The sequence below is a fragment of the Clostridium thermosuccinogenes genome, from assembly GCF_002896855.1.
In the GTDB taxonomy this organism is placed as follows: Bacteria; Bacillota; Clostridia; order Acetivibrionales; family DSM-5807; genus Pseudoclostridium; species Pseudoclostridium thermosuccinogenes.
On the sequence record NZ_CP021850.1, the window covers coordinates 2,464,085 to 2,490,508 of the forward strand.

At 41.7% G+C, this 26,424-nt stretch carries 20 protein-coding genes; 6 read left to right on the forward strand and 14 right to left on the reverse strand.

The window, feature by feature from the left end:
- Positions 1-8: 8 nt before the first annotated feature.
- Positions 9-1,403 carry a V-type ATP synthase subunit B gene (locus tag CDO33_RS10715; protein ID WP_103081585.1) on the forward strand — a complete coding sequence of 465 codons (1,395 nt, stop codon included), beginning with the start codon at positions 9-11 and terminating at the stop codon, positions 1,401-1,403.
- 4 nt (positions 1,404-1,407) lie between these two features.
- Positions 1,408-2,049: a V-type ATP synthase subunit D gene (locus CDO33_RS10720; RefSeq protein ID WP_103081584.1), complete on the forward strand. Its 642-nt coding sequence runs from the start codon at positions 1,408-1,410 to the stop codon at positions 2,047-2,049.
- A 564-nt stretch (positions 2,050-2,613) separates the two neighbouring features.
- Here CDO33_RS10720 and speA read toward each other — a convergent pair.
- From speA to CDO33_RS10770, 8 genes are all read right to left on the reverse strand, one after another.
- Positions 2,614-4,533, reverse strand: a complete 1,920-nt coding sequence (gene speA / locus CDO33_RS10730; RefSeq protein WP_103081582.1) for a biosynthetic arginine decarboxylase — start codon at positions 4,531-4,533, stop codon at positions 2,614-2,616.
- A gap of 277 nt (positions 4,534-4,810) precedes the next feature.
- Entirely contained in the window at positions 4,811-5,902 is a 1,092-nt protein-coding gene (locus CDO33_RS10735) for a GerAB/ArcD/ProY family transporter (protein WP_103081581.1), read from the reverse strand.
- 10 nt (positions 5,903-5,912) lie between these two features.
- On the reverse strand, positions 5,913-7,094 hold the full coding sequence (locus CDO33_RS10740) for a Ger(x)C family spore germination protein (RefSeq protein ID WP_161496511.1): 1,182 nt from the start codon (positions 7,092-7,094) through the stop codon (positions 5,913-5,915).
- A gap of 2 nt (positions 7,095-7,096) precedes the next feature.
- Positions 7,097-8,707, reverse strand: a complete 1,611-nt coding sequence (locus tag CDO33_RS10745; protein WP_103081579.1) for a spore germination protein — start codon at positions 8,705-8,707, stop codon at positions 7,097-7,099.
- 263 nt (positions 8,708-8,970) lie between these two features.
- On the reverse strand, positions 8,971-10,335 hold the full coding sequence (locus CDO33_RS10750) for an FAD-dependent oxidoreductase (RefSeq protein ID WP_161496510.1): 1,365 nt from the start codon (positions 10,333-10,335) through the stop codon (positions 8,971-8,973).
- A gap of 438 nt (positions 10,336-10,773) precedes the next feature.
- The gene (locus tag CDO33_RS10760; protein WP_103081576.1) at positions 10,774-12,381 is read right to left on the reverse strand and encodes a type 2 periplasmic-binding domain-containing protein; all 1,608 of its coding nucleotides are present in this window, start codon (positions 12,379-12,381) and stop codon (positions 10,774-10,776) included.
- 66 nt (positions 12,382-12,447) lie between these two features.
- Complete coding sequence (locus CDO33_RS10765) at positions 12,448-13,335, reverse strand: carbohydrate ABC transporter permease (protein ID WP_103081575.1); 888 nt, start codon at positions 13,333-13,335, stop codon at positions 12,448-12,450.
- A 76-nt stretch (positions 13,336-13,411) separates the two neighbouring features.
- Positions 13,412-14,395 carry an ABC transporter permease gene (locus CDO33_RS10770; RefSeq protein ID WP_103081619.1) on the reverse strand — a complete coding sequence of 328 codons (984 nt, stop codon included), beginning with the start codon at positions 14,393-14,395 and terminating at the stop codon, positions 13,412-13,414.
- Between the two features lie 232 nt (positions 14,396-14,627).
- On the opposite strand from CDO33_RS10770, the gene CDO33_RS10775 reads away from it, so the two are divergent.
- Both CDO33_RS10775 and CDO33_RS10780 read left to right on the forward strand, forming a co-directional pair.
- A complete protein-coding gene (locus tag CDO33_RS10775) occupies positions 14,628-16,133 on the forward strand; it encodes a response regulator (protein WP_161496700.1) in 1,506 nt (501 codons plus the stop codon).
- A gap of 43 nt (positions 16,134-16,176) precedes the next feature.
- Positions 16,177-17,994, forward strand: a complete 1,818-nt coding sequence (locus CDO33_RS10780; protein ID WP_103081573.1) for a cache domain-containing sensor histidine kinase — start codon at positions 16,177-16,179, stop codon at positions 17,992-17,994.
- 456 nt (positions 17,995-18,450) lie between these two features.
- Here the strand turns inward: CDO33_RS10780 and CDO33_RS10785 are convergent, their stop codons facing one another.
- Complete coding sequence (locus CDO33_RS10785) at positions 18,451-19,815, reverse strand: DDE-type integrase/transposase/recombinase (protein ID WP_207655289.1); 1,365 nt, start codon at positions 19,813-19,815, stop codon at positions 18,451-18,453.
- A 274-nt stretch (positions 19,816-20,089) separates the two neighbouring features.
- On the opposite strand from CDO33_RS10785, the gene CDO33_RS10790 reads away from it, so the two are divergent.
- Entirely contained in the window at positions 20,090-20,710 is a 621-nt protein-coding gene (locus CDO33_RS10790; protein ID WP_103080013.1) for a flavodoxin family protein, read from the forward strand.
- Positions 20,711-20,914: 204 nt separating this feature from the next.
- Here the strand turns inward: CDO33_RS10790 and CDO33_RS10795 are convergent, their stop codons facing one another.
- Positions 20,915-21,382: a cupin domain-containing protein gene (locus CDO33_RS10795; RefSeq protein WP_422678791.1), complete on the reverse strand. Its 468-nt coding sequence runs from the start codon at positions 21,380-21,382 to the stop codon at positions 20,915-20,917.
- Positions 21,383-21,823: 441 nt separating this feature from the next.
- Between CDO33_RS10795 and CDO33_RS10800 the strand changes: the two genes are divergently transcribed.
- The gene (locus CDO33_RS10800; protein ID WP_103080015.1) at positions 21,824-23,467 is read left to right on the forward strand and encodes a transglutaminase domain-containing protein; all 1,644 of its coding nucleotides are present in this window, start codon (positions 21,824-21,826) and stop codon (positions 23,465-23,467) included.
- A gap of 165 nt (positions 23,468-23,632) precedes the next feature.
- On the opposite strand, the gene CDO33_RS10805 is transcribed toward CDO33_RS10800, so the two are convergent.
- From CDO33_RS10805 to CDO33_RS10820, 4 genes are all read right to left on the reverse strand, one after another.
- Positions 23,633-24,109 (reverse strand): pyridoxamine 5'-phosphate oxidase family protein, encoded by a 477-nt coding sequence (locus CDO33_RS10805; protein ID WP_103080016.1) that lies wholly within the window; start codon positions 24,107-24,109, stop codon positions 23,633-23,635.
- A gap of 57 nt (positions 24,110-24,166) precedes the next feature.
- On the reverse strand, positions 24,167-25,186 hold the full coding sequence (locus CDO33_RS10810; RefSeq protein WP_103080017.1) for a MerR family transcriptional regulator: 1,020 nt from the start codon (positions 25,184-25,186) through the stop codon (positions 24,167-24,169).
- A gap of 311 nt (positions 25,187-25,497) precedes the next feature.
- A complete protein-coding gene (locus tag CDO33_RS10815) occupies positions 25,498-25,740 on the reverse strand; it encodes a helix-turn-helix domain-containing protein (protein WP_103080018.1) in 243 nt (80 codons plus the stop codon).
- Positions 25,741-25,751: 11 nt separating this feature from the next.
- A complete protein-coding gene (locus CDO33_RS10820; protein ID WP_103080019.1) occupies positions 25,752-26,354 on the reverse strand; it encodes a DUF2975 domain-containing protein in 603 nt (200 codons plus the stop codon).
- Positions 26,355-26,424 lie beyond the last annotated feature (70 nt).

The window sequence follows — 26,424 nt, forward strand, 5'->3', positions numbered from 1 at the left end:
TGCTTCCAATGTCAATAGAATACATGGGACTAAGAAGTATAGATGGTCCGCTTATAGCTGTGCAAGGTGTAAAGGGCGCATCCTATGAAGAACTTGTGGAAATTGCGGTTGACGGTCATGGAGTCCGTCTGGGAAGAGTTATGGATATTTCCGATGACGTAGCGATTATACAGGTATTCGAAGGCACTTCGGAAATATCTGTTAAGAATACAAAAGTAAAGTTTCTGGGACATCCCCTGGAGCTTTCACTGTCGTCAGAAATCTTAGGAAGGGTTTTTGATGGCCTTGGCAGGCCGATAGACGGCCTGGGTAGTGTGTATCCACAGGTCAAACGGGATGTAAATGGTGATCCCATTAACCCTGTGTCCAGAAAATATCCCAAGGATTACATCGAAACAGGCATATCTTCCATAGATGGCCTGACTACCCTCATCAGAGGTCAGAAGCTTCCTATATTCACCGGCAGCGGACTTCCCCACAATGAACTGGCGGCACAAATCGTCCGCCAGGCAAAGCTTCCGAGGAACGAAAGCACAAAATTTGCCGTGGTTTTTGCTGCCATGGGTGTTAAATATGACGTTGCCGAGTACTTCAAGGAGAGTTTCAGCAAAAGCGGTGTTCTTCAAAGGGTTGTCATGTTTTTAAACCTGGCAAACGACCCCCCGGTGGAGCGTATAGTCACACCGCGATGTGCTCTTACCGCTGCTGAGTACCTCGCTTTTGAACTGGGTATGCATATCCTGGTGATACTCACAGACATGAGTGCATACTGCGAATCCCTCCGGGAGATTTCCTCTTCCAAGGGTGAAATCCCGAGCAGAAAAGGCTTTCCAGGATATATGTACAGCGATCTTGCCTCAATATATGAAAGGGCAGGCATGATAGAAGGCAAGGAGGGTTCCATCACGCAAATACCAATACTGACGTTGCCCAATGATGATATAACCCATCCTATCCCCGACCTTACCGGTTTCATAACCGAAGGGCAAATTGTTTTGGATCGGGGACTGTATCAAAAAGGGATTTATCCCCCTGTATCAATCCTCCCCTCCCTGTCCCGATTGATGAAGGACAGCATCGGTGAAGGCTTCACCAGGGAGGATCACGCTCCATGTTCAGCGCAGCTGTTTGCTTCCTATGCAAAAGTACAGGAAATCAGGTCCCTGGCTTCTGTCATAGGAGAAGATGAACTGAGCGAAACCGACAAAATGTATATAGAGTTTGGCAAAGCTTTTGAAAATGAGTTTTTGAATCAGGATAAGAATGAAGACAGAACCATAAACCAGACCTTGGATTTAGGATGGAAGCTTTTGGGCCTGCTGCCAAGGCAGGAACTGGACAGGGTCGATGATAAAATCCTGGATAAGTATTATAAACCTGCAATGAAGAATACAGGAGTGTGATTTTATGGATGTTTCTACTTTTCCTACAAAAGGTAATCTCATAAAGGCCCGTACTAACCTCAGCTTGTCCGTCAAAGGTTATGAGCTGCTGGACAGGAAAAGAAATATCCTTATAACTGAAATGCTGTCGCTTATAGATAGGGCTCAGAAAATCCAAGCCAAAATCGACAGCGTTTTCAGTGCTGCCTACAAAGCCCTGCAGCGTGCCAACATATCCCTGGGCATTGACACACTCCAGCAGGTAGGTTATGCAATTCCTGTGGAAGAGAACATTGATCTGAAGTTCAAAAGCATTATGGGTGTTGAAATACCAATTGTCAATATCAATAAGGACCCTGAAAACCTTCAGATAAACTACAGTATTTTCAGGACGAATTACTTTCTGGATATGGCATATGAGAATTTCAACAAGGTTAAATTCCTTTGCCTGGAAATAGCTGAAGTGGAAAATACCATATACAGGCTGGCGGAGCATATAAGAAAAACCCAGAAAAGAGCCAATGCCTTAAAGAGCATTGTGATTCCCCAATACAAGGAGCTGGTAAGCCATATACAGAATTCACTGGAGGAAAAAGAACGGGAGGAATTTTCACGGCTCCATGTATTGAAGCAAAGGGAAAATTCCCCTCCGGAGAGTGAGGATTAATTTTGAGAGCGAGGTTTTTTTAATCTTTCTAAATAGCTGCAATAAAACGTTCCGGGCAATTTTGTGATAGCCGGCGATTTTGCAGACCCACTCCATACAAAAGCATCACACTTTATAATATTCCAAATAAAACCAATATGTTATCAGCTGCAGGCAAAACTGCAGCATTATTACTAAATAAAAGTGTAGTTTTTCAAAATTGAAGTTAAGTTTTTGATCAAAATAGTTATTATCTAATAAGTTAATTGGTTAATATTAAAATAGCAATGTTTTTCATTATTGGTTGCGATACGCAAACATATGTGGTTGCGCAAGCATTTTTCTTTTCTGAAAAACAAACAGCAGACAGCTTTGATAGCTGCCTGCTGCATGAAAAGTTTCACCTGTTCCCTTTGCAAAGAACATCAAATCTCTGTTTTTCACAGGATCCGATTTGGCATATATTATAAGTTTTATTATAGTGATGATCTTGCCCGATGAAGAGGTAAAAGTCTCTCACCGAACCTCTGCGCAAAGCAAGCTTGACGCCGGATTCCATACCTAAGCCGCCGGCACACAACCTGCTTATCTCTCGTAATAGGTATATCCACGCATTCCGTTGTCATATGCCCGCATTATTTCCTTGCGTTCGCTGGCGGTGATTAATCCTGCCCTTACCGCTTCTTCCGCCTTTTCACGGAAGCTCACCAGCATAGCTTTTGGATCGAACTCAACATAGGAAAGGACATCCGACACGCTGTCTCCGTGAATTTCCTTAACCAGTTCGTAAGTTCCGTCAGGATTAATTCTCACACTGACCACATTTGTATCCCCAAAGAGGTTGTGCAAATCGCCCAGTGTTTCCTGATAAGCCCCCACAAGAAAAACACCCAGGTAGTAGTCGTCACCGTTTTTCATCTCATGTAAAGGCAATGATTTTCTTACATCATGCAGGTCTATGAAACGGTCAATTTTACCGTCACAATCGCAGGTGATGTCTGCAATGACCGCGTTGCGCTTGGGCAACTCCAAAAGCCTGTGCAAAGGCATGATTGGAAACAACTGATCAATCGCCCAGCTGTCCGGGATGGACTGAAATACTGAGAAATTGCAGTAATAGGTGTCTGCGATCGCACTCTCTATATCTTCCAGCTCTGGCGGTGCATGTTTCAGCTTCTGCTTTTCCTTTGCTATATGGTTGATGATATTCCAGAAGATTCTCTCAGAAAAAGCCCGATCTCTCAAGCTTATTCTTCCATGCTTGAACATGTCCCGTATTTCATCTCTATAGTAAAGAGCATCGTTATAGCATTCCTGAATATTTTTCAGACTAATATTCTTGCTTACTTCAAACAAATTCTTAATTTGCTCCGGAGCCTTCTCATCAAGCTTGTCAGGAATTTCATACTCTTCAAACTTCTCCACATCCAGCACATTGAAAACCAGCACGGAATGATAAGCAACCGTAGTCCTTCCGGATTCGGTAATGATCACCGGATGAGGTATATTGCTCGAATCCATTATTGACATTACTGCCTCCACAACGTCGGTGCAGTATTCTTCAACTGTATAGTTGCGGCTGTAGGCATAGTTGGTGTTTGAACCGTCATAATCGACGGCCAGGCCGCCGCCCAAGTCCAGATAGCCCATAGGGGCGCCTTCATTTACCAGTTCAGCATATACCCTGGCTGCTTCCAATACGGCGGAACGTATATCCTGAATATTGGGTATCTGAGATCCCAGATGATAATGGAGGAGCTTCAGGCAATCCAACATGTTGTGCTCTTTCAGGATATCCACCATCTCTATCAGCTGGGACATGTTGAGGCCAAATATGCTGCGATCCCCGCCGGATTCAGTCCAATGTCCTCCGGCTTTGGCTGAAAGTTTAATACGTATGCCCATATACGGCTGAACCCCCAGAACTTTTGAACGTTCCAATATTATGTCCAGCTCCCCGGGAAACTCAATGACAAAAAAGCACTTAAACCCCATTTTCACTGCATACAATCCCAAATCTATAAATTCCTCATCCTTATATCCGTTGCAAATAAGGCAGGCTTCTTTATCTTTCATCAGGGAAAGGGCTGCCACCAGTTCTGCCTTGCTGCCTACTTCCAATCCATGATGGTAATTTTGTCCGAATCTAGTCACTTCTTCAACAACCTGCTGCTGCTGATTTACCTTGATGGGGTAAACGCCTCTGTATACCCCTTTGTAGTTCAGATTTTTCATCGCTTCATTGAAGGAATTGTTCAGATACGAAATCTGAGAATCCAGCAAATTTTCAAAGCGCAGCAAAACCGGCATGTCAAGGCCACGTTCACGTACACCGGATATAATGTCCATAAGGCTGATTGCAGTTGTATTATTATTTTTATATGGGCTCACTATCACCTCTCCCTTGTCGGAGATGGAAAAATAGCCAGCGCCCCAATTTTTTATCCCATACAATTCTTCGGACTTTTCTTTAGTCCACCTACCCAAAAGCTCTGTCTTATTCATGATTCACCTTCCCTTTCAACCAAATAAGCAATCGCATCATAATCACGAAAAAAAGCCCTTTTAGAAAAACTAGTTTTCCAAGGCCCCTAAATCATAATAAGTATGCGCTAATATTATAATTTATATAATGCACAATACCACAAGGAGTTAATCTTGTCAACATGCATATTAGGGTAGAAAAGAAAAAAGTATTAAAGAGTTGAAAATGCAAATTACAGATGATGTCACAATTTTACAGGAGCAAGGCAAATAAGCTTTTAATACATAACAGCATCCGTCACTCATCCTTCACTCCCCTTATAACAGCCGTAATATACAGAAGGAGGGGTATGACAAATGATACTATAAGGCCATAAGGCTCCAAAAACATGAAGAATTTTTCAAACTCTAATGTATTCCCAGGTATAATAGAGATGATATATGTCAGTATAACCACAGGTATGATGAACGGTCTATGGCTTTTAGTGCCAAACATCTGCGATAATGTCACAACTATAGCATATAAAAGGCCGCATATTGTGGGAAAAACTAAAATAATCCACAGCCCGGAGTATGCCACACCTAATCTTTCTACGAATGCACCCGGAAGTTGCAGTTCTTCCAGGACAGCAACCCCGGGGGACAAGTAAATCTTCGTGAGTTCAACTCCCAGAATTCCTATTTGAGTAACTATTGAAAGAAAGGCAAGGAACACCGGTATATACAGCCCAAACAGAGCAGCTTTCATAGCCTTTTCAGGTTTTTTCATAAAGGGTACTAGAAAAAGCATGAAGGTCATTTCCTCTATATCGCCCAATTGCATTATAGCAGACTTCAACACCTTTTGAGGGCCTTCTGCAAGAAAAGGCAGAAAGTTGTCTATTTTTACCTCGCTCAATAACGATAAGGTTATTAGAGTTATTAAAGGCAAAATAACGACGACGGTAGTTAGAGACACACGGCACAAAGGCTCTAAACCATTCCAGCACAGATAAACGGCTATCAGCATAATGGAGAAGACAATCACCCAAATGGGAGTCCTATCGAGCAAAGTCGTCCTGACCAAATCTGTAGAAGCACTCATTACCCTGGCGGAAACAACAATCCAGTAGACTACCAGGACCGCCGATAGTATCCATCCTATGACCGGGCCTGCTATTATACGGCTGAACTCTGCAAATCCGTGCTTGTAAAAGCGCTGTGCCAATCTAACTATGATAAATGTAGCAATCAAAGTAAACACATTTCCTAATAGGAAGGCCAACCATGCATCCGGTCCTACTTCCTTTGCCAGATTTCTGCTTACGGTCAGCATCCCTACTTCAATCGTGCTCGCTATTATAAAAAATGTAGCTTCCTCTGTATTGATCTTGTCATTATTTCTGAACATATAACCACCACTAATATGCCCGACCTATGTGACGTACTTTCGTCGAAACCTGTACTGATACCGGCACTTCGGGATAGATCGCATCCCAGTCCTTTTCCAATACTTTCCACTGCTTATTATGACGCTTTTTAAGCGTCTCTCCAAAACCTAAAACATCAGCTTTATATTGTTTCTGCAGTTTCTCCACCGTATTCTTAATTTGCTTCTTTACATAAGCTGATACAGCTTTCTCCACACTGGCAATGGCTTCCTTACCAATTTTCACCGGTTCATCATTTATCTCTGTGATATTGCATTCTATCTTCGTATCTATAGTAAAACGGGGAATTTCATTTTTAGTATCAACTTTCAGCTTTGTACCCACGCCGGAAATCTCAACCGTAATAAATTTGCCTTGTCTCTCCGGATCCTCAACGTTGATTTCTCCACCCTTTGCTTCATTTAAAACATATTGAGCTGCCTGGGTCTCATGCCCATCCAGCCAGCCTACAAGCCTGCAATCCTTTATTACTCCACTTCCTGATACTCTAAGGGAATTATTTTCAGAAAATTCGATGCTTCCCAGCAACCCATTGCCACACTCCGTCAATTCACTCATGATTGAAGTAAAATCCTTATTAATAAACTCAGCACTTTTCCGATTTTGCTCCGACTGATTAAATATAAACACGCTGACATACTTGCTGTTTTTTGGATCAGCATTAAATAACTCCCTGGCATTACCACGGGCAAGCAATATTTTCATACTTCGGTCCACTTCAGGGTCTCGGATCCAGAAGTCAAGCACCTCCAAAATATTATGCTTTCGGGCCAGCTCTTCTCCGATGATAATAACCTGCTGATGTCCAAAAAACAATATTCGATCTGATTCCTTGGCTTCTTCACGCAAAATCTCAAAGAAGCTGTTTCCCACGCCGGTATGCAGCAATGAATTCCTCTTTTGCTGTGTATTACCTCCACCATTTCCACTCTCACTTTCTGCATCTTTATGTATAAGAGCAGTCTCCAAAGTCAGCATAAACAGAGGAGATTTTTTGGTATCAGCGAACTTCTCAATGGTAAGCTCATTGTCTTCAGGTGCCATATCCAGAGCTGCACCCAAAACAAAAGAACGCCTGTCCAGTTCTATTCTGTCCCAGCATCCGGAAAGAAATACCACTAAAATCAAGATAATAATCCGGATCCGCTTCACCACTATTCTCCTTTCCTTCTCTTAAGGTGTTCTTCGACCTTATCCAGATCCGACCGCTTTTTATCCTGTGTGTGCATGTAGGAAGGACGATAGCTCATATACTGCCACGGTGCCCTTAATACCGTGTCTTTCAGGTCCTTCAGATTTAGTGGAATCCATGGAGCCAGATATGGTGTTCCAAAGCTTTTTAAAATGCATATATGGCTCAGTATCAACAAGAGGCCAAGGATAAGCCCGTATAGTCCTAAAACGGCTGAGAGGATCATCAGTCCAAAGCGCAGCAGCCTGTAACTTAAAGCCACATCAAAGCTGGGAACAGTAAAATTGGCAATACCTGTTAACGCCACCACCACTACCATAACAGGACTGACAATTCCTGCGGAAACTGCAGCCTGACCTATGACCACCGCTCCTACCACTCCCATGGTTTGCCCTAAACTTCCCGGCAGCCTTATACCCGCTTCTCTCATCAATTCAAAGCTGCCTTCCATAAGAAAGGCTTCTACAAAAGCCGGAAAAGGCACCCCTTCCCTACAGGATGCAATTGATAAGGCAAAAGCTGATGGAATCATTTCCGGATGAAATGATACCATGGCTATATAAAGGGCTGGTAGTACGGTTGATGCAACAGCGCCGGTAAGGCGCACAATGCGTATAAGCGTTGCCACCATCCAGCGCTCGTAATAGTCATCCGGTGCCGTTAAAAGGTCATTCATTGTAGCAGGCAGTACCGACGCCATGGATGAATTATCTATCAGGATGCATACTTTGCCTTCCAAAAGTGCCGCAGTCACCCTGTCCGGCCGTTCTGTTGTCATAAACTGAGGAAACGGAGAAATCCAATTATCTTCCATAAGCTGCTCGAGTAAGCCATTGCCCACCACACTGTCAACATCTATGTTTTCTATCCTATTAAATACTTCTTCCACCAATCGGGGATTTGCGATATCCTCAATATACATTACTTCGACCCGGGTCTTGCTCCGCCTTCCTATTAAGTAGCCTTTAAGCTTGAGTTTAGGATCGCAAATTCTCCTCCTGATAAGAGCCGAATTTGTTCGTATATTTTCGGTAAAAGCATCCCTGGGGCCACGTACAGTGACTTCGTCCTGTGGTGCTTCCACCTGGCGTTGTTCCCAGCCCTTGGCTTCTACAATTAATGCAGACTCATTTCTTTCTATAAATATAACTACAGCACCTATCATTATGGCATGTAGAACTTTCTCAAGCTCCTTGCTTTCTTTTATATTAGCCGTGGATATTATGGCTTCTTTTGCATACAGGAAAGCCTTTTTTTCATCTTCCACTTCTATTCCCGCCATACCATATTCCAGCATGAGGGGTTTCATTACAAAATTATCCACAGCATCTATTTTTACCATACCATCCATATATACCAACTCGGCCTTAAACCGTTTTGCTATTTTGAAAGGACGGTATACAATATCATCGCAATCCCTGAAGATGGTTTTAATGCTTTTAATGTTATTGTCAAGACTTTTGTCCAAGTGAATACCTTGGTAATCTCCAAATACCTTTGAAACATTGGTGTCTGTATTAACTTTCTGGATTTTCTTTCTGTTTTTTCTTGATAGCAACCTAAATAACCCCATATCATAGAACCCTTTCGAAATTATTTATTTCAAATCGCAGTATTCGTGACTACCTTGGTTTTATTATGATCGTGTTTTTGATTTATTATAAGCAAATGCAGCGAAATTAAACTACACAGCTTTTCAGGTTGATTTTGAGGCAAATTATTCCGTATGTAAAATCAACTGATTGTACTGGTATTTTCTATGCAAAAGAAAAGAGTTTTCTAAAACTTAGAAACTCTTTTCCTTAGAAAATTATTATATTTTCAGCGAATCTAAATTTAAGCAAATTTGGCTCCCAGTTGAATCATGCGCTTACGAACAAGAGCCCCGTCAATCTGGTGTGGGCTTACACCTTTTTCAACAGCCATAGCTGCCGCAATTCCACATGCCTCACCAATAGCCCGGCATGTAGGCATAACCCGCAAAGAGCTTTGAGCTATAAAATCAGCACCTATACACCTTCCGGCTACCAGCAGGTTGTCGATGCCCTTAACCAGCAGGCTGCGATAAGGTACTTCATAGTATGGTTTTTCATCACTGCCCTGCCTGGATTTGCTTTCTATCAGCTTCAGCTTCCTTCCGTGGATGTCTACAGGGTAATTGGACTGAGCGATACCATCATCAAACTTTCTGTGGGACAGCACATCTTCGGCAGTAAGCACATAATCAGTGTCGATCCTGCGGGATTCCCGTATCCCTACCATAGTTGCAATAGCGGAAATATATGCGTTTTCAAAGCCAGGAAAATATTTTTTATAAAATCTCAGCTGCCTCAGTATAGCCTTTTTACCTTGCATCTGAACGAAGGTGAGGTCTTCGTAATCCACTCCGTTGGTCCTCTCAAAGAATTCAGGGCAATTAAAAGCCAATGTATCCTTCCTTCCCGGAACCCCAAAAACCTGCCAGTAGACCGCATCATCTTCTATCAAATCACCTTTGGCAATCGCATCCATAAAAACAGGATAAAGCGGCCAGTCTCTATTAGGTACAGTAACTGCAGCATGAAAATTGCTTTCAGGGTCATAGGCTTGCCTTTGCTCCGGCTTTTTCAATGAGTTCAGGTATTCCCAAAATTTCTCGATATCAACGCCACCTATCATATAGCGGAGGGATACCGGTTGGTTTTTACCCGTTTCTTCGTCCCCTGACCGGAAGGATGCCTTTGCCAGATAGGATACATCCCCATCTCCTGTGGCATCTATATAAATGCTCCCTGTTATCAGTCCCCGGCCTGATTTATTATGCACCTCAATTCCCCTGATGGAGCTGCCGTTCGTTAACACTTCACATACAAAAGTATGGTAGAAAATTTTGATATTTTCATGCAGCAAAAATTCCTCCAGCACCAGAGCCAGCATTTGGGGATCAAATACCGATCCGTCTCCTGTGGCACCTCCGTATTCCACAAGCTTTTCATTGACCTTTTGACTGACATAGGAGCACATGGGATTTCCCTCTATACCTGTATGCATTAGTGGTGTTACTAAAGATAGAGTTGCACTTCCCCCGGCAGTACCGAATTGCTCGATCATCGCGACCTTTTTCCCTTCATTTGCTGCCGCAATTGCCGCTATGGAGCCGGCTGTTCCCGCGCCGCATACGACAACATCCGCATCGTATAAAAATTGATATCTGGAACCCATACATAAGTACCTCCTCATGGTATGTATTAATATGTAACGCTTTGTTATCTCCAAGGAAGTCCGGAAACCGTTTTCCATTAATAAGCAAAACAAAGCAAAAAACATCATGAATTCGCACCGTGCTGCAATACTAACCTATATCGTAATACACTTGCCTGTTAAAATCTATTATTTTGTCCCACACCCATGCTTGCAAAGCTCAATCAATAATGAAAGCAACAATTTATTTTTGTACTAAAATCGTAATAAATAACCAGGCTTGCCGCCTAAAACTTCATGTCCGTCCTGCAGGAGCAAAACCCTTTTTAAAGTTCTTTGTAAAGCTCTTTTATACAGAAACCTGATAGGCCTTTTAACTTGTCCGGCCCACCAGGTTTCCTTCACAGTATACAGCATATCAGCAGCATACAGCTTATCAGCCGTCAAGCTGACTGAGCTTTAGTTAAATTTTGATTTATTTTCCGCATACCAGGTTTCCATTGCATTTTCATATTCGGCTCCGCCATTTTTATCCCAGTTTGCGATAATCTTATTTATAGCGGTCTGAGGATCTTCTCCGCTGACAATAGCTTGTATCAGGGAGTCGTCCACCATTTTATCCAGAGCAGACTTATTCTTTTGCACTGCTTCAATGGAGGATGCATAGGATTCATAGTAATTATAGATGGTATACTCGTTTATCCTTGAGTTCATCTGGTCATACATTTCCGACATGGCATCCGTTTTTCTTACTCTTGCCTGCCACATCTCGAATACCCTGTCGGTAGGTACTACGCCGGTAAATTTATCCGAATTGGTGTAATCCGCAAAGGCCGGGAATATCGGATAATAGCTTCCGTTCTTTATTTCATAGGTTACACCCTCTTCTCCGATATATATCTTTTTAAAATTCTTAACATCGGAGATGGTGTTAAACCATATCATGGCATGCTCAGGATTCTTAGCGGTCTTGGGTATGCAGGTAAGATGGCTTATACCATGATTTACATACACATGAGGAGCCGTATTGGCATCCGGAGCAAGATAGGTTGCCACTTTAACTTTTGCGTTAACACCAGCCGCCTCAAAAGCACTGTATATACCATCAATGTCCCAGAACATTACAGGATATGCGATGGTCGTCCCATTGGTAAACTTTTCCTTAGCCGACTGGACGGTATTAATCGGAAAATCATTGTCCAACAAGCCTTCTTTATACAGCTTTTGCATAAAAGCCAAATATTCAGCAGCTTTAGGGTGCTTTATACGGGGAAGATATTTTCCATCTACTTCGTACCAGCCTGCATCTCCCATTCCAAAGGCAGCCAGAATAGTGGTATTCCATCCGCCTGCTGCTTGAGTAAAGGCAGCCTTTCCTGTTTTTTCAGTGTATTTTTTTAGTATCTCATACAACTGGTCTATATTGGTAGGTATGTCCATGCCTAAGTCTTCCAGATAGGCAGTATTAAATCCAATACCTCCCTTGAGGACGCCGTAAGGATTTCCTCCGGGCTGCGGTCCGTCAAAAGACTCATGGGGTATACCATAAATCATGCCCTTTTCGTCGGTTACAGAAGCCATTGCCATATCAGATACAGCTGCATATATATTTTGTCCGTATTTATCGAGGTATGGCTTCAAGTCATACAATGCGTTCTGAACATAAAGCTGATTAGCCTGATTGGGTGTCATCCTCATAAGCAGGTCATAGGAAGTGCCTCCTGCAATCTCAAGCAAAAGCTTTTCATCAGGGTTATCCATGGGAAGATTAAACCAGTTTACCTTGTATCCAGTCATTTCCTCCACCACTTTTTGACTGGGCTGCTCCTTCATGTTGAAATTAGTGTAGTATGTAAGAATATTAAGCTCCGGCTTTTCCCCGGTTAAAAAGGGATCTTCCTCTGATTCTTTTGAATCTCCGGACTGACTGTCAGAACCGGTACTGTTTGTCTTGGGGCTGTCTGTTCCGGAGGTGCTTTCTTTTTTAGTTCCGGAACAAGCTGCCATGGTTAGTACCATAGCCAGAACCAGGATTAATGCAGTCAAACTACTTAGAAATCTCTTCATTGAAATATCCTCCTTATCTTAATTATACTATAACTTTACAAATCATTGTAAAGTTGAGTAGACTAATCAACCTTTTACCGAACCTATGGTGATTCCTTTTACGAAATACCTCTGCAGGAATGGATACACCATTAGAATTGGCACTGTTGACACAACTATGGTGGCTGCTCGCACGCTTTCGCCGGTGAGGTTCATTGCAGCATTGATATCTCTGATATTTCCGGTCTCGTCATAAGTGTTGAGAGCTTCGTTAATCAGATCATAAAGGTATTGCTGCAAGGGTTTTAAAGAAGCATCGGTGATGTAAAGGACACCCGACATGTAATTATTCCAGAAAGCCACTCCATAAAAAAGTGTAACTGTTGCCAAAACCGGCAGGGACATGGGCAGTACGACATTGACCAATATATAGACATTTGATGCTCCGTCAATCTTGGCTGCCTCCTCTATGGATTCCGGCAGGGACTCAAAATAGTTTTTGACAACAAACATATTGAATACGGAAAAAGCGCCGGAAAATACCAAAGCCCATATGGTATTGGTAAGCCTTAAAGAGCGGAAAAGCAGATAGTTGGGAACCATCCCTGGGTGAAACAGCATTATAAAAACGAATATGTACAGAAATATTTTTCTTCCCTTAAGCTTCGGCTTCGACAAGGGATATGCGGCTGTGACGGTAAAAAACATGGCTATGGCAGTGCCCACTACAGTAACAAAGAGGGATACCTTGAAGGAACCTAGAAATTCCGGTTTCTTCAGGACATGCAGAACGGTATCGATCTGAAAATCTATCGGCCAAAAGGATACCAAGCCTGCGATAACAGGGCCCTCTCCACTGAAGGCTTTGGAGACAACATGCATAAAAGGCAGCAGCGTAATCACGCCAAACAAACAAAGGAAAAAAACATTTATAATCATGAAAACCGAAATTTTTCTCGCATTACGTTTGCTCATATTTTCTGCATTCCTTTCCTGTGGATTCTTTACCAGATTCTATACCAGATGCTTTTGCAAATGCTTTTCAGATGCTTTACCATATGCTTTTCCCGGTGGCCCTTTTGGCAAGCTTGTTAGAGCTCAAAACCAGTATCAGCCCAATCAGAGAGTTAAAAAGTCCCACCGCGGTACCTGTACTGAAGTCCATTTTTCCAAGGCCCATCCGATAAACATAGGTACCGATAATGTCCGAAGAAGCATATACTGTGGGGTTATACATGGCGAAAATCTGGGAGAAACCTGCATCCATAATATTTCCGACGCGGATAATAAGCATCAAAATAATGGTCGGCATCAGGCCCGGTACTGTAATATGCCACATCTGCTGGAAACGGTTTGCTCCATCAACTCTTGCCGACTCATAACATTCCTGATCTAATCCTGCTATTGCCGCAAAATATATAATGGAACTCCATCCTACTTCTTTCCATGCATCCGAAAAAACCAAAACTTTGCGGAATATATTATTGTCCATCATAAACTTGACCCTCTCAAATCCCAGGTCTGTAAGTATTGTGTTGACCACCCCGGTGGAGCTGAGCAGTGTGACAAATATTCCGGCAACCACAGCCCAGGACAGGAAATGAGGGAGATATACTATAAGCTGCAATCCTTTCTGAAACTTCACACTTTTTACCTCATTGAGAAAAATCGCAAAAATTATCGGGAGTGGAAAAATAAAAATAATCTTGTAGGTGCTGATGATTAAAGTATTCCTTAAAGCTCTCAGAAAATCATCCCGGCTAAAAACATTGATGAAATATTTCAATCCCACCCATTCACTGGCGCCGATGGATTTCCACGGAGTTTCCCCGGCAAACATGTTATAGTCCTTGAAAGCCAAAGTGATCCCGTACAATGGGATAATATTGAAGATGAATACAAAAATCAGGGTTGGTATCAATAACAAATACAAATCATAATTTTTTATAAAGTACCGCCCAAAGGTTTCTTTCTTCTTTTGCACTGCTTTTTCACGGGTCTTGGATACCGATAAGTCAGGAGCAATTTTGTTCATATGTACATCCCTCTTGTCATTATTGTATGTTTTTGCTAACATTATCTTATAAAATAATACAGGCATTTTACAATGAACTGCTCAAATAAAGATTTATAATTTCTTGCTGTTTTACATAGGCTCTTTGGGATGGATTTATAAAATATTGCGATTTTTTATAAATTTTTGAGTTTCGTTTTTTGAGTTTCTTTATTTCTGATATAAAGGGGTGCAGAGACAATACATGCTAAAAATGTTACTTGTAGAAGATGAGCCTGCAACAATAGAAGGTATAAAATCTGCTATTAACTGGCCGATGATCGGCATCTCCATCTGTGGTGAAGCAACAAACGGCCTGGAAGCGATTCAGATGATTGATGACCTGGAACCGGATATTATACTTTGTGACATCCGGATGCCTAAAATGGACGGAATTTCACTTATCAACCAGATACAGCCCCGCCACCCAAATATAAAGGTTATTTTTTTGAGCGGTTATTCCGACAAAGAATATCTCAAAAGTGCCATACGTCTCAACGTCGTCGATTATATCTACAAACCCTTTGAACTGGGCGAACTCATACAAGCCATAGAAAAAGCCAAAGCCGCCTGTAAAAAAGAGCATGATTCCGAAAGTGTCTCAGAAGACAATGACATTGCATTGAATATTATTCAAAAAGGCTGGGCTTCTGCATCATCCTTGAAGGATATTCCGCTTGATCTGGACGAATTAATAGCTACAATAATAATCCACTTTAATTCCGGCATAGAGGTTGCATATGAGACCGAAGCTTTCACCATCAGCCGTTATTTGCCTGAATTTAAGAGAGCTTTTTCACAAATTTTCAACAACCGTTATATCATCTCCTGCATAAATAATGCATATATCCTGCATGCCAATGTACCCACGAATTTTGCATCGGACAAGAGCCTGATAACACAGCTTAATGAGCTCTTTGCCACCGTTAAGAATTTTTCCGGAGCCATTGCTGTCGGCATAAGCAATCCTGTACCGTCTTTTGAGCATCTGAGAGAATCTTACCATCAAGCCAGAAATGCGGTATTATCAGCTTTTCTTGTAGGATATGGAAAGTTGATTTTTTATAAAGATCTTAGCACTGTTGTTTTTACACCTCGCCATGACCTGGAAGAGATGTTTTTCAACCCTATAAGCAACAACAATATCGCTTCTTCTATAGACTTCCTGGAGGAGTATGTATCATACATGAGGAGCTGCCGGCCGGAGGATATACCTGCCATTAAGGATGAACTGGCGGCTATAGCCTTTCAACTGAATCAAAAGTCAAAAAAGCAGGATCACATACAGAGAAGATGCATTACAGAAACCATCAACTATGCTCTGGAAATAGAAGATATAAAACAATATCTGCTGCAGATGCTGGAGCAAATTCAGGGTGAGATCAACAATCTGGACAATAAAGGGCGCATTATTTTTGATGTGGAAAAATACATCATCCAAAACTATGACAAGAACCTTTCCATCAACCAGATAGCTGAGCACGTATATCTTACCCCGACATACCTTTGCCATCTGTATAAAAAAACTACCGGCAGGACATTGAACCAGTTTATTCTCGATGTGAAAATGAATAAATCAAAGCGCCTGCTTACGGATACAACATTAAAAATCAGTGAAATAGCTGAAAAAATGGGATATACCAACCAAAACTATTTTACCAGGACCTTTACCAAGTATTTTGGTCTAAACCCGACCACTTTCCGCAATAAGTTCTTGTGACATTCCAGGACTCTTCTGGAGCATTATTTTTGAGGTGAGATATATGATCAGAAATCTACTGGATTCCATTAAAATCATATATAAGAACAGCTCCTATCAAAGGAAGCTGGTAATATCTTTTTTTCTGTTGATTTTGCTCCCCCTTATAATACTGTCGGGATTTTCCTATTACCAAAATAAGAAGATGATAGAAACCCAGTCCATAACTCTGTCGGAGTTGTATCTCCGTCAGGTGGAAAGCTCCATCAATGCCCGGCTGAGCGAGCTTGCCAATACAGCAAAAGCTCTTTCCATGAATGCGGCCTTAACGGACATACTGAAAAAAGATCCCTCTCTAACACCTATAAATGAGCAGATTGAGGATTTGCGAAAACTTGATGTCACCGTTTCCAGCTACCTCTCCTCCCCCGCTGTTTATAACATCCGCCTTTATGTAGACAGCGGCTTCCTTTACAGCAACAGAAATGTGATAACATATAACTTGAACAGCATTGCAGATGCGGAATGGGCCAAAATTCTGAAGGATTTCTACTCAGTAGTGTATTTCACGGAACCTTATGAATTCAAATACATACTATATGATACAAGGCGGATTATATCAGCAGTGGTGCCGATTCGCAGCTCCAGCAATTTTGAGAAAATCATCGGAGTTGTATGTGTGGACATGCTGGAAGAGGATCTCATAAATATGATGATGGTTGCTGATTATACATCCAAAAGCGAAATTCTGATTACCAACAGGAATTATGATCCGTTGGTTGCATACACTACCATCGGCAAACCCCATCTGGAATCCGTGAAGGATATATTCCGGAATAATACCAGGATAAATGCCGTACCTGTGGTATCCGTTGTTGATAACAATGTTATAGGTATCACCCCTTTATGGAATACATGGAAGCTGGTTTCTATCGCTTCCATGGAAGATTTGCTGGCTGCCCAGTCCGATTTGCAGCTGCAATTTTTCTTATTAATAATTCTGACCACCCTATGTGTCTATTTCCTCGCCAATATATATGGTAGATACAATGCCAGACGGATCAACTCCCTGGCAAAGCAGATCCGGGTTGTGGAGAGTGGCAATTTCAATGTCACCTGCATTGTCGACAGCGCCGACGAAATCGGTGAGCTACAAACCAGTTTCAACTATATGGTGCGGAAAATCAATTCCTTAATGAAGGAGCAATACCTGCTGGGAAAAAACTTAAGCACCATGGAACTGAAAGTCCTGCAGGAGCAGATCAACCCCCACTTTTTATACAATACACTGGACCTCATTCTATGGACTGCAAAGCGCAATGATATGGAGCAGGTTTGCGATATCGTGATAAAGCTGTCCAAATTTTACAGGATAAGCCTCAACAATGGCAGTGACTATATAGATCTGATTAATGAAATTGAACATGTTCGTTTATATACTGAGCTTCAAAACCTCAGGTTTTCGAAGAAGATAAATCTGGTTACAGATATCGACACATCCTTGGAGAATTTCAAAATCATGAAGCTGCTGCTTCAACCCATAGTGGAAAACAGCATCATCCACGGAATTACCAATTCTGACGTGGAACAGGGTGAGATTCATATTTCTGCATCCTTTTGTGACAATATGGTCAGGATAACAGTTACCGATAATGGGATCGGCATGAGTCAAAATACCATTTCCCGCCTTATAACCTACGGCGAAATCCATACGGATAAAGAGTATAAGGGCGGTTACGGCCTCAAGAATGTCATAAACCGGCTGAAGCTCTACTACGACAACCAAGCCCAGATAACCTTTGAATCAGTCCCCGATCAAGGCACTAAAGTGAGCATCCTGATACCTTACGGGGGATATCGCGTAGGGAATGATCCCACATAGAGGACAATCCTTCTTTTATTGGGTTTAATTATTTAGAAGATAATTGCAAGGGAGCGTCCCTTCCTTTTTCTTTTCACTTTTTGTTGACTCGGGTTCATCCTCCAGTGGTATTATTAATATATTAATATAATCAATCGAAGGTAGTGTCAAAAGTTCTATGAAAGAATAAAATTTTGACGCCAGAAATGAGAGTATTTACCAAATATGCACATTGGAAACCAAATAAGCAACAAGAAAAACCATGGGAATATAATACCTGTGGATTTGATGGATAACCCGCCCGAGGCATGGATAACAAGTGGATAAAGCATTGGCAACGAAAAGCGTGTTGCCAACACTTTATCACACAAGTTACCCACACCCCTCAAATCAGCGGGTTACCCACAAACTCCACAGGTTCGGCGGCGACTGTTTTGCTATGCTATGCTACAAAAATAAGAGGATGAATTTCGTTCCTTAAGCAGATTGTTGGGCTTTGATGTATTCTTGGGACATTTTAATGAGTGTAACCCACCTGGCAGGCATATTAGGCCGGTCTTTGAGCTCTTCTAAGACCACCGGCACCCTGCCTTCCAGAGAGGAATGAGGCCTTAGGAAGTTGAAGTAGGCTACAAACAGTGTAAGGAAGGATACTGAACCTGCATAGTTGTTAAAACCGTTGGTGGGTCTGTAGTTTCCCTTGAAGGTGCGGTTTAACCTTTCGATGATCTGCTTTAAAGGCCTGTATTCTTCGGAGATAGGGTCGTCGTTGGTAAGACCGATTACCTGCTTTATGTCAAAGTGGATGCCGTACTGGGCGAAATAGTGTTGAGCAAGCATGTAAATAGGGTTCCCGTCAAAGATCAGGGTAAGATCCTCAGGAAGCTTATCGAACTTGGACAATGCTTCGTCAAGAGCATAAATTGCAGCTTTAACATCACGGTTGGCAGAGACGGGGTATGAGAGGATAATCTTCTTTACTGCGTCGAATATAAAGAATACGTAATGCCATTTGCCCAGAACCTTTATGTACGTCTCATCCCCGCAGATGGAATCTGAGAGATCATACTTGTAGTTGTCAATGAAGGGTTTAATGTTTGTGGCAACAGCATCGGCATAATTTGATACCGACTGATGAGAAACACTTACACCATGTACTTCACGCATAAGGGCAGCTGTCATCCGGGTAGAAAGGCCAAAATTGACATGGTATGTAAGTATCAGCCCCAGGACGTGAGGAGAGACATAAAGCCTTGATATATCTACACTCGGAGGCTGGGAAGGCTTTCTTACCAAAGGCTCAAAGTCAATATCAAACTCCCTGTAGATGTAATGGAGCTTGAAATCATGTGGAGAAGACTTGTAGCGCTGCTTGTCTTCCTCGGACATGGAATTGAGCCTGTCAAGGTAATAGGGGCACTTGGAGTTGGTGCACTTATGTACGTTGAAGTCCTTACGCTCTTTCTTAAGTTCCAGTGTCCTTCCACAGTGGGGGCAGAGGAAGATGAGATTTTTTAGGTAACGGTTTTTCTTGTTGAAAGTGCACTTGCAGACTTTGCATAAGTACTGGCCTTTACCACCGGTATTGTCGTAAAGGTATTCATGAGGAGCTCCACATCTTGGGCAGGCCATAGTATCAGGGACTGTAGAAGCTTTTCTCCTTGTAATAGGGGTTATAAGCTTACCGGTTTCCTTGAGATGATTTGAAATAAGCTGCTTATAATCAAGCTTCTCAAGTGTCTCAATAATCGGCATGGTATCCACCACAAGCTTGCGGTAAGGCTTCCTAACAGGCTCATCGTAGTACTTGCGGACGGATCCTTTACTAAAGAGTGCACACATGAGGTAAATGATAATTTTAGCTTGTATTTGAATGTATAGTAGTAAAACTGTTATAATGTTGTTCAAAGGTACTTAACTCCTTTCTTTGGGGGTTGTCCAGCAACAACATTATACCAAAAAAAGGGCAAGTACCTTTGCCTTTCTATACATTCTTAATTTCCAGTTAAATGAGGGTAAAACCCTTAATAATATAAAAGCAAGTAAAACCAAGGGTTAGAGGTCAAAAGCATATCAAAACTTTTGACACTACCCAATCGAAACAGGGGGAATCGGTATGAAGGTCATATTAGTCAACGGCAGTCCCCATGCGAAGGGCTGCACATTTACAGCTTTAACTGAGGTCGCTGAAACTTTGATGGAAAACGGCATTGAAACGGAGATCATGCAGCTTGGCACCCAGCCGATTTCAGGTTGCCTGGGCTGTGGCAGCTGCATAAAAACTGGCAAATGCTTTATAGATGACGTAGTTAATGTATTCTTAAGCAAAGCAGGCGAAGCAGATGGATTTGTTTTCGGATCTCCGGTTCACTACGCGGCAGCATCAGGTCATCTGACCTCATTTTTAGATCGGGTCTTTTTTGGTAAAAGCGCTCTGTTTGCGTACAAACCGGGTGCAGCAGTTGTCAGCTGCCGAAGGGGCGGCGCTTCTGCAGCCTTTGACCAGATCAACAAGTACTTCACAATAAACAACATGCCGGTCGTCTCATCCCAGTATTGGAATCAGGTGCATGGAAATACGCCGGAGGAAGTGAAGCAGGATTTGGAAGGAATGCAGACCATGCGCACCCTTGGAAGAAATATGGCATGGCTTCTTAAATGCATCGAAGCCGGCAAAAAATCAGGTATCCCTTTGCCTGAACGCGAACCTAAAATAAATACGAATTTTATCCGATGATCCGGGATGTTTTTGCTTTAACTAAAATTAAGATTAATTTCATTGAGCACTCTTACTACAAGTTGGAGCAAATAATTAAGTTAAAAACAGCTGTACATGATAAATAACATATCGTGTACAGCTGTTTTATATTGCCCAAAGCATGGTGACAGAATTTCTATTGCAGTATTGCAAGTGCCGGGAAAACGCTGTTTTTATTCTATTTCATCGCTTCTCAGCCGCATCTTTTTTGGTCTTATGAACTGTGCCAGCCGGATGCTGCGGCGGTGCATAGATTGAGTACAATTTAAGCGGTCTGTTGCCTGTATTTATCAAATTGTGCCACTTGCCGGCAGGTATGATGAACACATAACCTTCATACACTCTTCGTTGAAAGTCCAGCCTGTCTTTACTATCACCCATTCTAACAAGCCCTTGACCTTCTTCGATGCGTATGAACTGGTCGAGGTTGGGGTGGACTTCCAAACCTATGTCTTCACCGACATTGATGCTCATCAAAGTCAGCTGCAGATGTTTTCCTGTCCATAAAGCAGTGCGGAAATTGTTATTTTGCTTAGCTGCCTCTTCAATATCAATTACAAAAGGTTCCGGCCCATAATCCTTTAATGTTATTGGAGCATAAGTACCAGGCATAACATTATGTTGAGGATATTGATCAGGTAACTGATACATAAAACCTGGGTTATACATCAAGGCATTGGAAAAATACGGGCAATCATACATGCTATAAGAACTATACATATTGGGGTTATATGCCGGTGTGCTGGCGTAATATGGACATTGATACATTCCAGGGGCATTATTCATATCACTCACTCCTCTCATAGTTTTTTAGTATTATCCTATGCTTTGCATTAAAAGGATGTGATTTGATGCTCTGGTATCATTTCCATGAACAAAGATCCAGATCATGTGCTCCCTTTATGTGTTTTTGAGGTTTCCACAATTCGTGGGTTGCAATAATACTCCTTTTTCTTGCCAAATAGATAAGCTTAAAACCTATTGAAATGTAAGAATATAGAAGTATAAAATAAAGTTATGTTTTAACAACATGTATTTGTGATTGCTCGTATTAGGCAACAGAATATTCATAAAGGAAATGGAGGAACGTTCATGCATAAAAAAATACTGTGTGCGATATTGGCATTCTGCTTGTTTATATCTTCCCTACCCGTCATGACATCAGCTTCGGCAAATGCTGACAGGGACTTGCACTTGGTCACATCCTATTGTCCCGACAATTACCTGGATCTGAGAATCAAAGGCGAAAAACTCATCGTCACAGGTGTACTGTCAACAGGATTCGATTCCCCGTTCTGGGCAAAAATGGGAGTTAGTTCCAAAAATTCATTTTATACTGATGAAGCAGAGTATGTAAATATTACACCTGGTAAAACCTTTTCCACAGAAATCTCACTCAGTTCGGTCACAGAACCTGTAAGTTTTGTTGTTTATACAAACAGTGAAAGGTATGGTACATATTGGAGTTATATCTGGCACAGCATCTATATAGAACCGGATGGTGCCGGAGGATATAGGTTTCAGACCTCACCCGTTCTGGAAAACAATCTGGAGAAAGAGAGCTATTGGATCAACCCTGGCAGATACCTTGGCAGCAAGAGCAGCCAGAGCAACTCTGCCGACTATCTTACCGGCTATCTTAACAACAATCTCGATGAAGAGACATCCAAAAAGATCCAAGCCCTTTCGGATGAAATTGTCCAGGGTGCAAAAAGCGAGTATGAAAAAGTCTTTTTGCTCTATAAGTGGGTTGTAGAAAACATATATTACGATTATGACGCGTATTACGGGACTTCTTCCATAAACACTTCAGTTTCCAGCATACTGGATAATCGCCGTTCCGTATGCGAGGGGTATGCCAATATGCTGCAAGCTTTGATCCAAGCCCAGGGAATACCATGCATCAAGGTTAGCACTTATTCCTTAGGTATAAGCACGACCGGTAAATGGACCGACAGTTATATTGCCACCAACAGTTCAAATCATGCGCATAACGAGGCTTTTGTGGACGGCAGATGGATCGCTATGGATGCAACGTGGGATTCCAACAATAGGTATGAGAATGGCAAATATGAAAAAAGGGATGCAAATTGCTACCTCTATTTCGACATTACGCCGGAAGTCCTTGCCAGTGACCATAAGATTATTTCCCGCCCCAAAGCCTCCGAAGAAGATACTCCCAGCTCCTGGGCCCAGAAAGAAGTCTTTTCCGCTATCTGTGAAGGTTTGGTGCCTGCAGCGCTGCAGGGTAGCTATCGTGAAAGCATCACTCGAGAAGAGTTTTGCACTCTCATCATGAACATGCTTTGCAGAAAAAATGATATGAATCTGCATGAATATCTCAAATCGAAAAAAATCAAGCTGAATCCCAACACCTTTACTGATACCTCCAATGAATACATCCTGGCAGCTAATGCGCTTGGTATCGTAAGCGGCCGGGGGAACAAGCTGTTCGACCCGAGGGCGCATATCACAAGGCAAGAAGCTGCTGCCATGCTTGCCCGTGCAGCAAAGGCCGCAGGTATTATATCTCCCAATAGTGAGGCTGTTTTCTTTGTCGATAGTGATAAGTTTGGTTCATGGGCTGCAGATTCCATAGCATTCATCACTGCACTGTCCGGCAGCTCCGGCACTCGGGTTATGGGTGGAACAGGAAACAACAGATTTTCTCCTTTAGACACCTATACCCGGGAACAGTCCATTATGTCGGTCTTACGCCTGTATGAGTGCATGTGATCATGAGCAAAATATTTTACACTTAACAGTTTTGCCTTGGTAAATACCGGCTATCAAGGATATTGAATTACATGTAAGGGATATCACTTCTTGATAACAAAGAATAAGACTATCCAGTGGTAATTTTGCTGCCGGATAGTCTTATTCATATATGTACTGATTTATTTACTTTGCTGTTTTATTGATAAAATCAACTTCATACATCTGCTCACCGAATTTTCTTTCGTTGTCAATAATAGTGCCCTCTGTGAGGGTTATGCGCAGAACGATTGAGTCGGGGTTGTCTTCATCGCCCACTTCATCGAACCAGTCGAAGATTTTTTTAAATTTCGCTCTGATTTCCGCATTCTTCTCATCCTTGACCCAACCGAGATTCTCGGCCTTGCCGTGGAAAGCGAACCAATCCAGACCAGCGACAGCAACCTCGTTGTTTTTCTCAATTTGCAACATTTTATTCTTCTTTGCGTCCGTAGAAACATAAAATACGCCGTCTTCATAATAAGCACAAACCATACGGACAGCAGGACGTGGATTTCCTGCTGCGTTGGGTGTCAGTGATATTGTCGCAAGGGCAATAACTACTTCCTTATCATTTCCACAGCGTTCCTCCATAAGTTTCATCGCATTTTCAAACTTGCTCATTCTAGATCTCTCCTTTAAATATATTTAATTTATGATTTAATTAATTGTCCAATTTTGCTATTTTCCACTTTCCTTCTCCTTTATAGGGAATAGTAGATCCAACTGCAAATAACTCATTTCAGCATCATGCTTCAGGATAAAATTATAGAGATTCAGCGTTTCTTCCAAACCATAGCCATAACCTGTTTCGGCTGATTCCCACCGTGGAGATCCCCAGTCACTTTCATATTTATCACTCGCATCAACCCATTCTTTAAGCCGCCGCCAATCCTGGAAGTCCCACTCCCTCAAAACATGAGCGGCATATAATCCACCTTTGAACTCTCTTTTTACTAACGGTGCAGGTATCTCCATATTATCAGGAATAGACACCCATGCTTCATGTCCATGCACGTTTTCGCCATGTTCCGGTGAAACCACTGTGAAATTGTAGTCAAAACCTCGGGCGTCGGGCTTGATTTTTAGCAATCCGCTCTCTTTTATAAACTTGTTTAGCATGTCCGACGCCTTATCTACACTATCTTCTCCAAAAGCGAAAGCGGCAGCCATAGTCATTGGCGGCAAATACACAATCCGCACATCCCTGTCCTCCAGTTTCATCATTTCTTCATTAGCTTTGTTTAACTCTTCCATGGATAAATTACCCCTCGTTTCTTTGACTAGATTATCCGAAAAAGAAAGGGAGCTAATAACTGAAAATACAGCTTGGTCTCCGAGAAGCTTTAAATTCATGTCAGCTTTTTCATTGATCTCTTCTACAAAACGTGCCAATATGGATTTAATGGTAGCCAGCGTTGTAATTTCGCCATCTATTTCACTTATTTTTTGCCTGAAGATTTCCACTGTTTCTGCTGCATCGTAATTGCTAAGGATTCTTATGATTTGCTTCACGGGAACGCGCAGCTTGCGCAGGATTATGATTTGCTGCAGACGGTTTATAGCCTTTTCATCATAAACCCGGTAAGCATAATCTTCCATCCGCAGGCTTTGAATTAAACCAACTTGCTCATAATAGCGCAGCATTCTCGTGGAAACTCCGTAACTCCTTGATACCTGGCTGATTGACTGTAGTTCCATATCATTACCTCATTTCTTTCCCTTGTCTTTGATTATAAAGTACGACACGGTGTCAAAGTCAAAAGTTTTTTGCAAGTTTTTGAATTTTTTCTACCTAAAACAGATCATAGGATTTAATATGTTACTTTTTGCTCGATTGGAAGCATTTGAAAAATTATAACACAAACGTATTATGCAAACAATAAGCTGATGTACAGAGGTTATGAATGCTGCAAAAGCACTCCTACCTTCCCTGCCATCAGCTATTTCACCTGCCATTAGAGGCATGCAAATAACAACGATTGGGTAAAAAAATGACTGAGCAATTAAGCTCAGTCATTTTCCACATTTTCTTCCTCTTCCTCATCATTACCCTCTGCGTATTCCAAAATATCTCCAGGTTGACATTTTAATGCCTTGCATATTCTATTGAGAGTTGAAAACCTTATTGCTTTTACCTTTCCGGTTTTAAGATTAGACAGATTTACAATTGATATCCCAACCTTCTCTGACAAGTCATTAAGAGATATTTTCCTGTCTGCCATCATGCGATCCAGTCTCACGATTATTGCCATAAAACCATCCCCTATACTGTTTCATCGTACTCATGCTGGAGGTAGCTACCGTACTTAAATATACCACTAAGTATAATCATCAGAATTCCAGCAAATACTAGAATAAAGTTTCCGGTGTAATTTACACTTACATTTTGAATTTTTAATGTATCTACAATTGTCCTGGCAACAAAAAACTCAGCTGCAGGTATTATGAATGAACCAAAAATAAATACTACACCAATTATTGATATTCTCTTTGAATTTTCTTTTGCAAAAGGTTTATTCTCTTCTACAGATTTGAGGATGAGGACTAACTGCTTTAGCGCTGGAATTGTCAAAAAAGATATAACCGCTGCCATGATTGCTATTGAAGTATAAACATTTTTCAAACTCAACCCCATTAATGAAGCATCTTTAAGGTTATATTCAATCAAACCATCAACAGTAAAGCCAATATTTCCGATTTTTTCATCATTTAACACAAAATGTGAATCGGACATAAATGTGATAACCAAAGCAGTAATTAGTGACCCTATGGCCACAATAATCGCTGCCCAGTAAAATACATTCATAACAATCCTCAAACTATGGGAATACCTTTTGATTCTTAACATATCAGATTTGTAATTCATACAGATACCTCCTGAAATTTGGCTGCAAACATTTGATTTTCACTTTGATTATAATTAAATATTTTATCTA

Excerpts from the sequence above, each read along its gene's own strand:
- CDO33_RS10720 (WP_103081584.1), top strand. The coding sequence starts at position 1,408 with ATGGATGTTTCTACTTTTCCTACAAAAGGTAATCTCATAAAGGCCCGT.
- CDO33_RS10800 (WP_103080015.1), top strand. The coding sequence starts at position 21,824 with ATGCATAAAAAAATACTGTGTGCGATATTGGCATTCTGCTTGTTTATA.
- CDO33_RS10775 (WP_161496700.1), top strand. The coding sequence starts at position 14,628 with ATGTTACTTGTAGAAGATGAGCCTGCAACAATAGAAGGTATAAAATCT.
- CDO33_RS10735 (WP_103081581.1), bottom strand. The coding sequence starts at position 5,902 with ATGTTCAGAAATAATGACAAGATCAATACAGAGGAAGCTACATTTTTT.
- speA (WP_103081582.1), bottom strand. The coding sequence starts at position 4,533 with ATGAATAAGACAGAGCTTTTGGGTAGGTGGACTAAAGAAAAGTCCGAA.
- CDO33_RS10810 (WP_103080017.1), bottom strand. The coding sequence starts at position 25,186 with ATGGAACTACAGTCAATCAGCCAGGTATCAAGGAGTTACGGAGTTTCC.
- CDO33_RS10805 (WP_103080016.1), bottom strand. The coding sequence starts at position 24,109 with ATGAGCAAGTTTGAAAATGCGATGAAACTTATGGAGGAACGCTGTGGA.
- CDO33_RS10760 (WP_103081576.1), bottom strand. The coding sequence starts at position 12,381 with ATGAAGAGATTTCTAAGTAGTTTGACTGCATTAATCCTGGTTCTGGCT.
- CDO33_RS10770 (WP_103081619.1), bottom strand. The coding sequence starts at position 14,395 with ATGAACAAAATTGCTCCTGACTTATCGGTATCCAAGACCCGTGAAAAA.
- CDO33_RS10820 (WP_103080019.1), bottom strand. The coding sequence starts at position 26,354 with ATGAATTACAAATCTGATATGTTAAGAATCAAAAGGTATTCCCATAGT.
- CDO33_RS10745 (WP_103081579.1), bottom strand. The coding sequence starts at position 8,707 with ATGGGGTTATTTAGGTTGCTATCAAGAAAAAACAGAAAGAAAATCCAG.
- CDO33_RS10750 (WP_161496510.1), bottom strand. The coding sequence starts at position 10,335 with ATGGGTTCCAGATATCAATTTTTATACGATGCGGATGTTGTCGTATGC.
- CDO33_RS10795 (WP_422678791.1), bottom strand. The coding sequence starts at position 21,382 with ATGTATCAGTTACCTGATCAATATCCTCAACATAATGTTATGCCTGGT.
- CDO33_RS10715 (WP_103081585.1), top strand. The coding sequence starts at position 9 with ATGTCAATAGAATACATGGGACTAAGAAGTATAGATGGTCCGCTTATA.
- CDO33_RS10765 (WP_103081575.1), bottom strand. The coding sequence starts at position 13,335 with ATGAGCAAACGTAATGCGAGAAAAATTTCGGTTTTCATGATTATAAAT.
- CDO33_RS10785 (WP_207655289.1), bottom strand. The coding sequence starts at position 19,815 with ATGTGTGCACTCTTTAGTAAAGGATCCGTCCGCAAGTACTACGATGAG.
- CDO33_RS10815 (WP_103080018.1), bottom strand. The coding sequence starts at position 25,740 with ATGGCAATAATCGTGAGACTGGATCGCATGATGGCAGACAGGAAAATA.
- CDO33_RS10790 (WP_103080013.1), top strand. The coding sequence starts at position 20,090 with ATGAAGGTCATATTAGTCAACGGCAGTCCCCATGCGAAGGGCTGCACA.
- CDO33_RS10780 (WP_103081573.1), top strand. The coding sequence starts at position 16,177 with ATGATCAGAAATCTACTGGATTCCATTAAAATCATATATAAGAACAGC.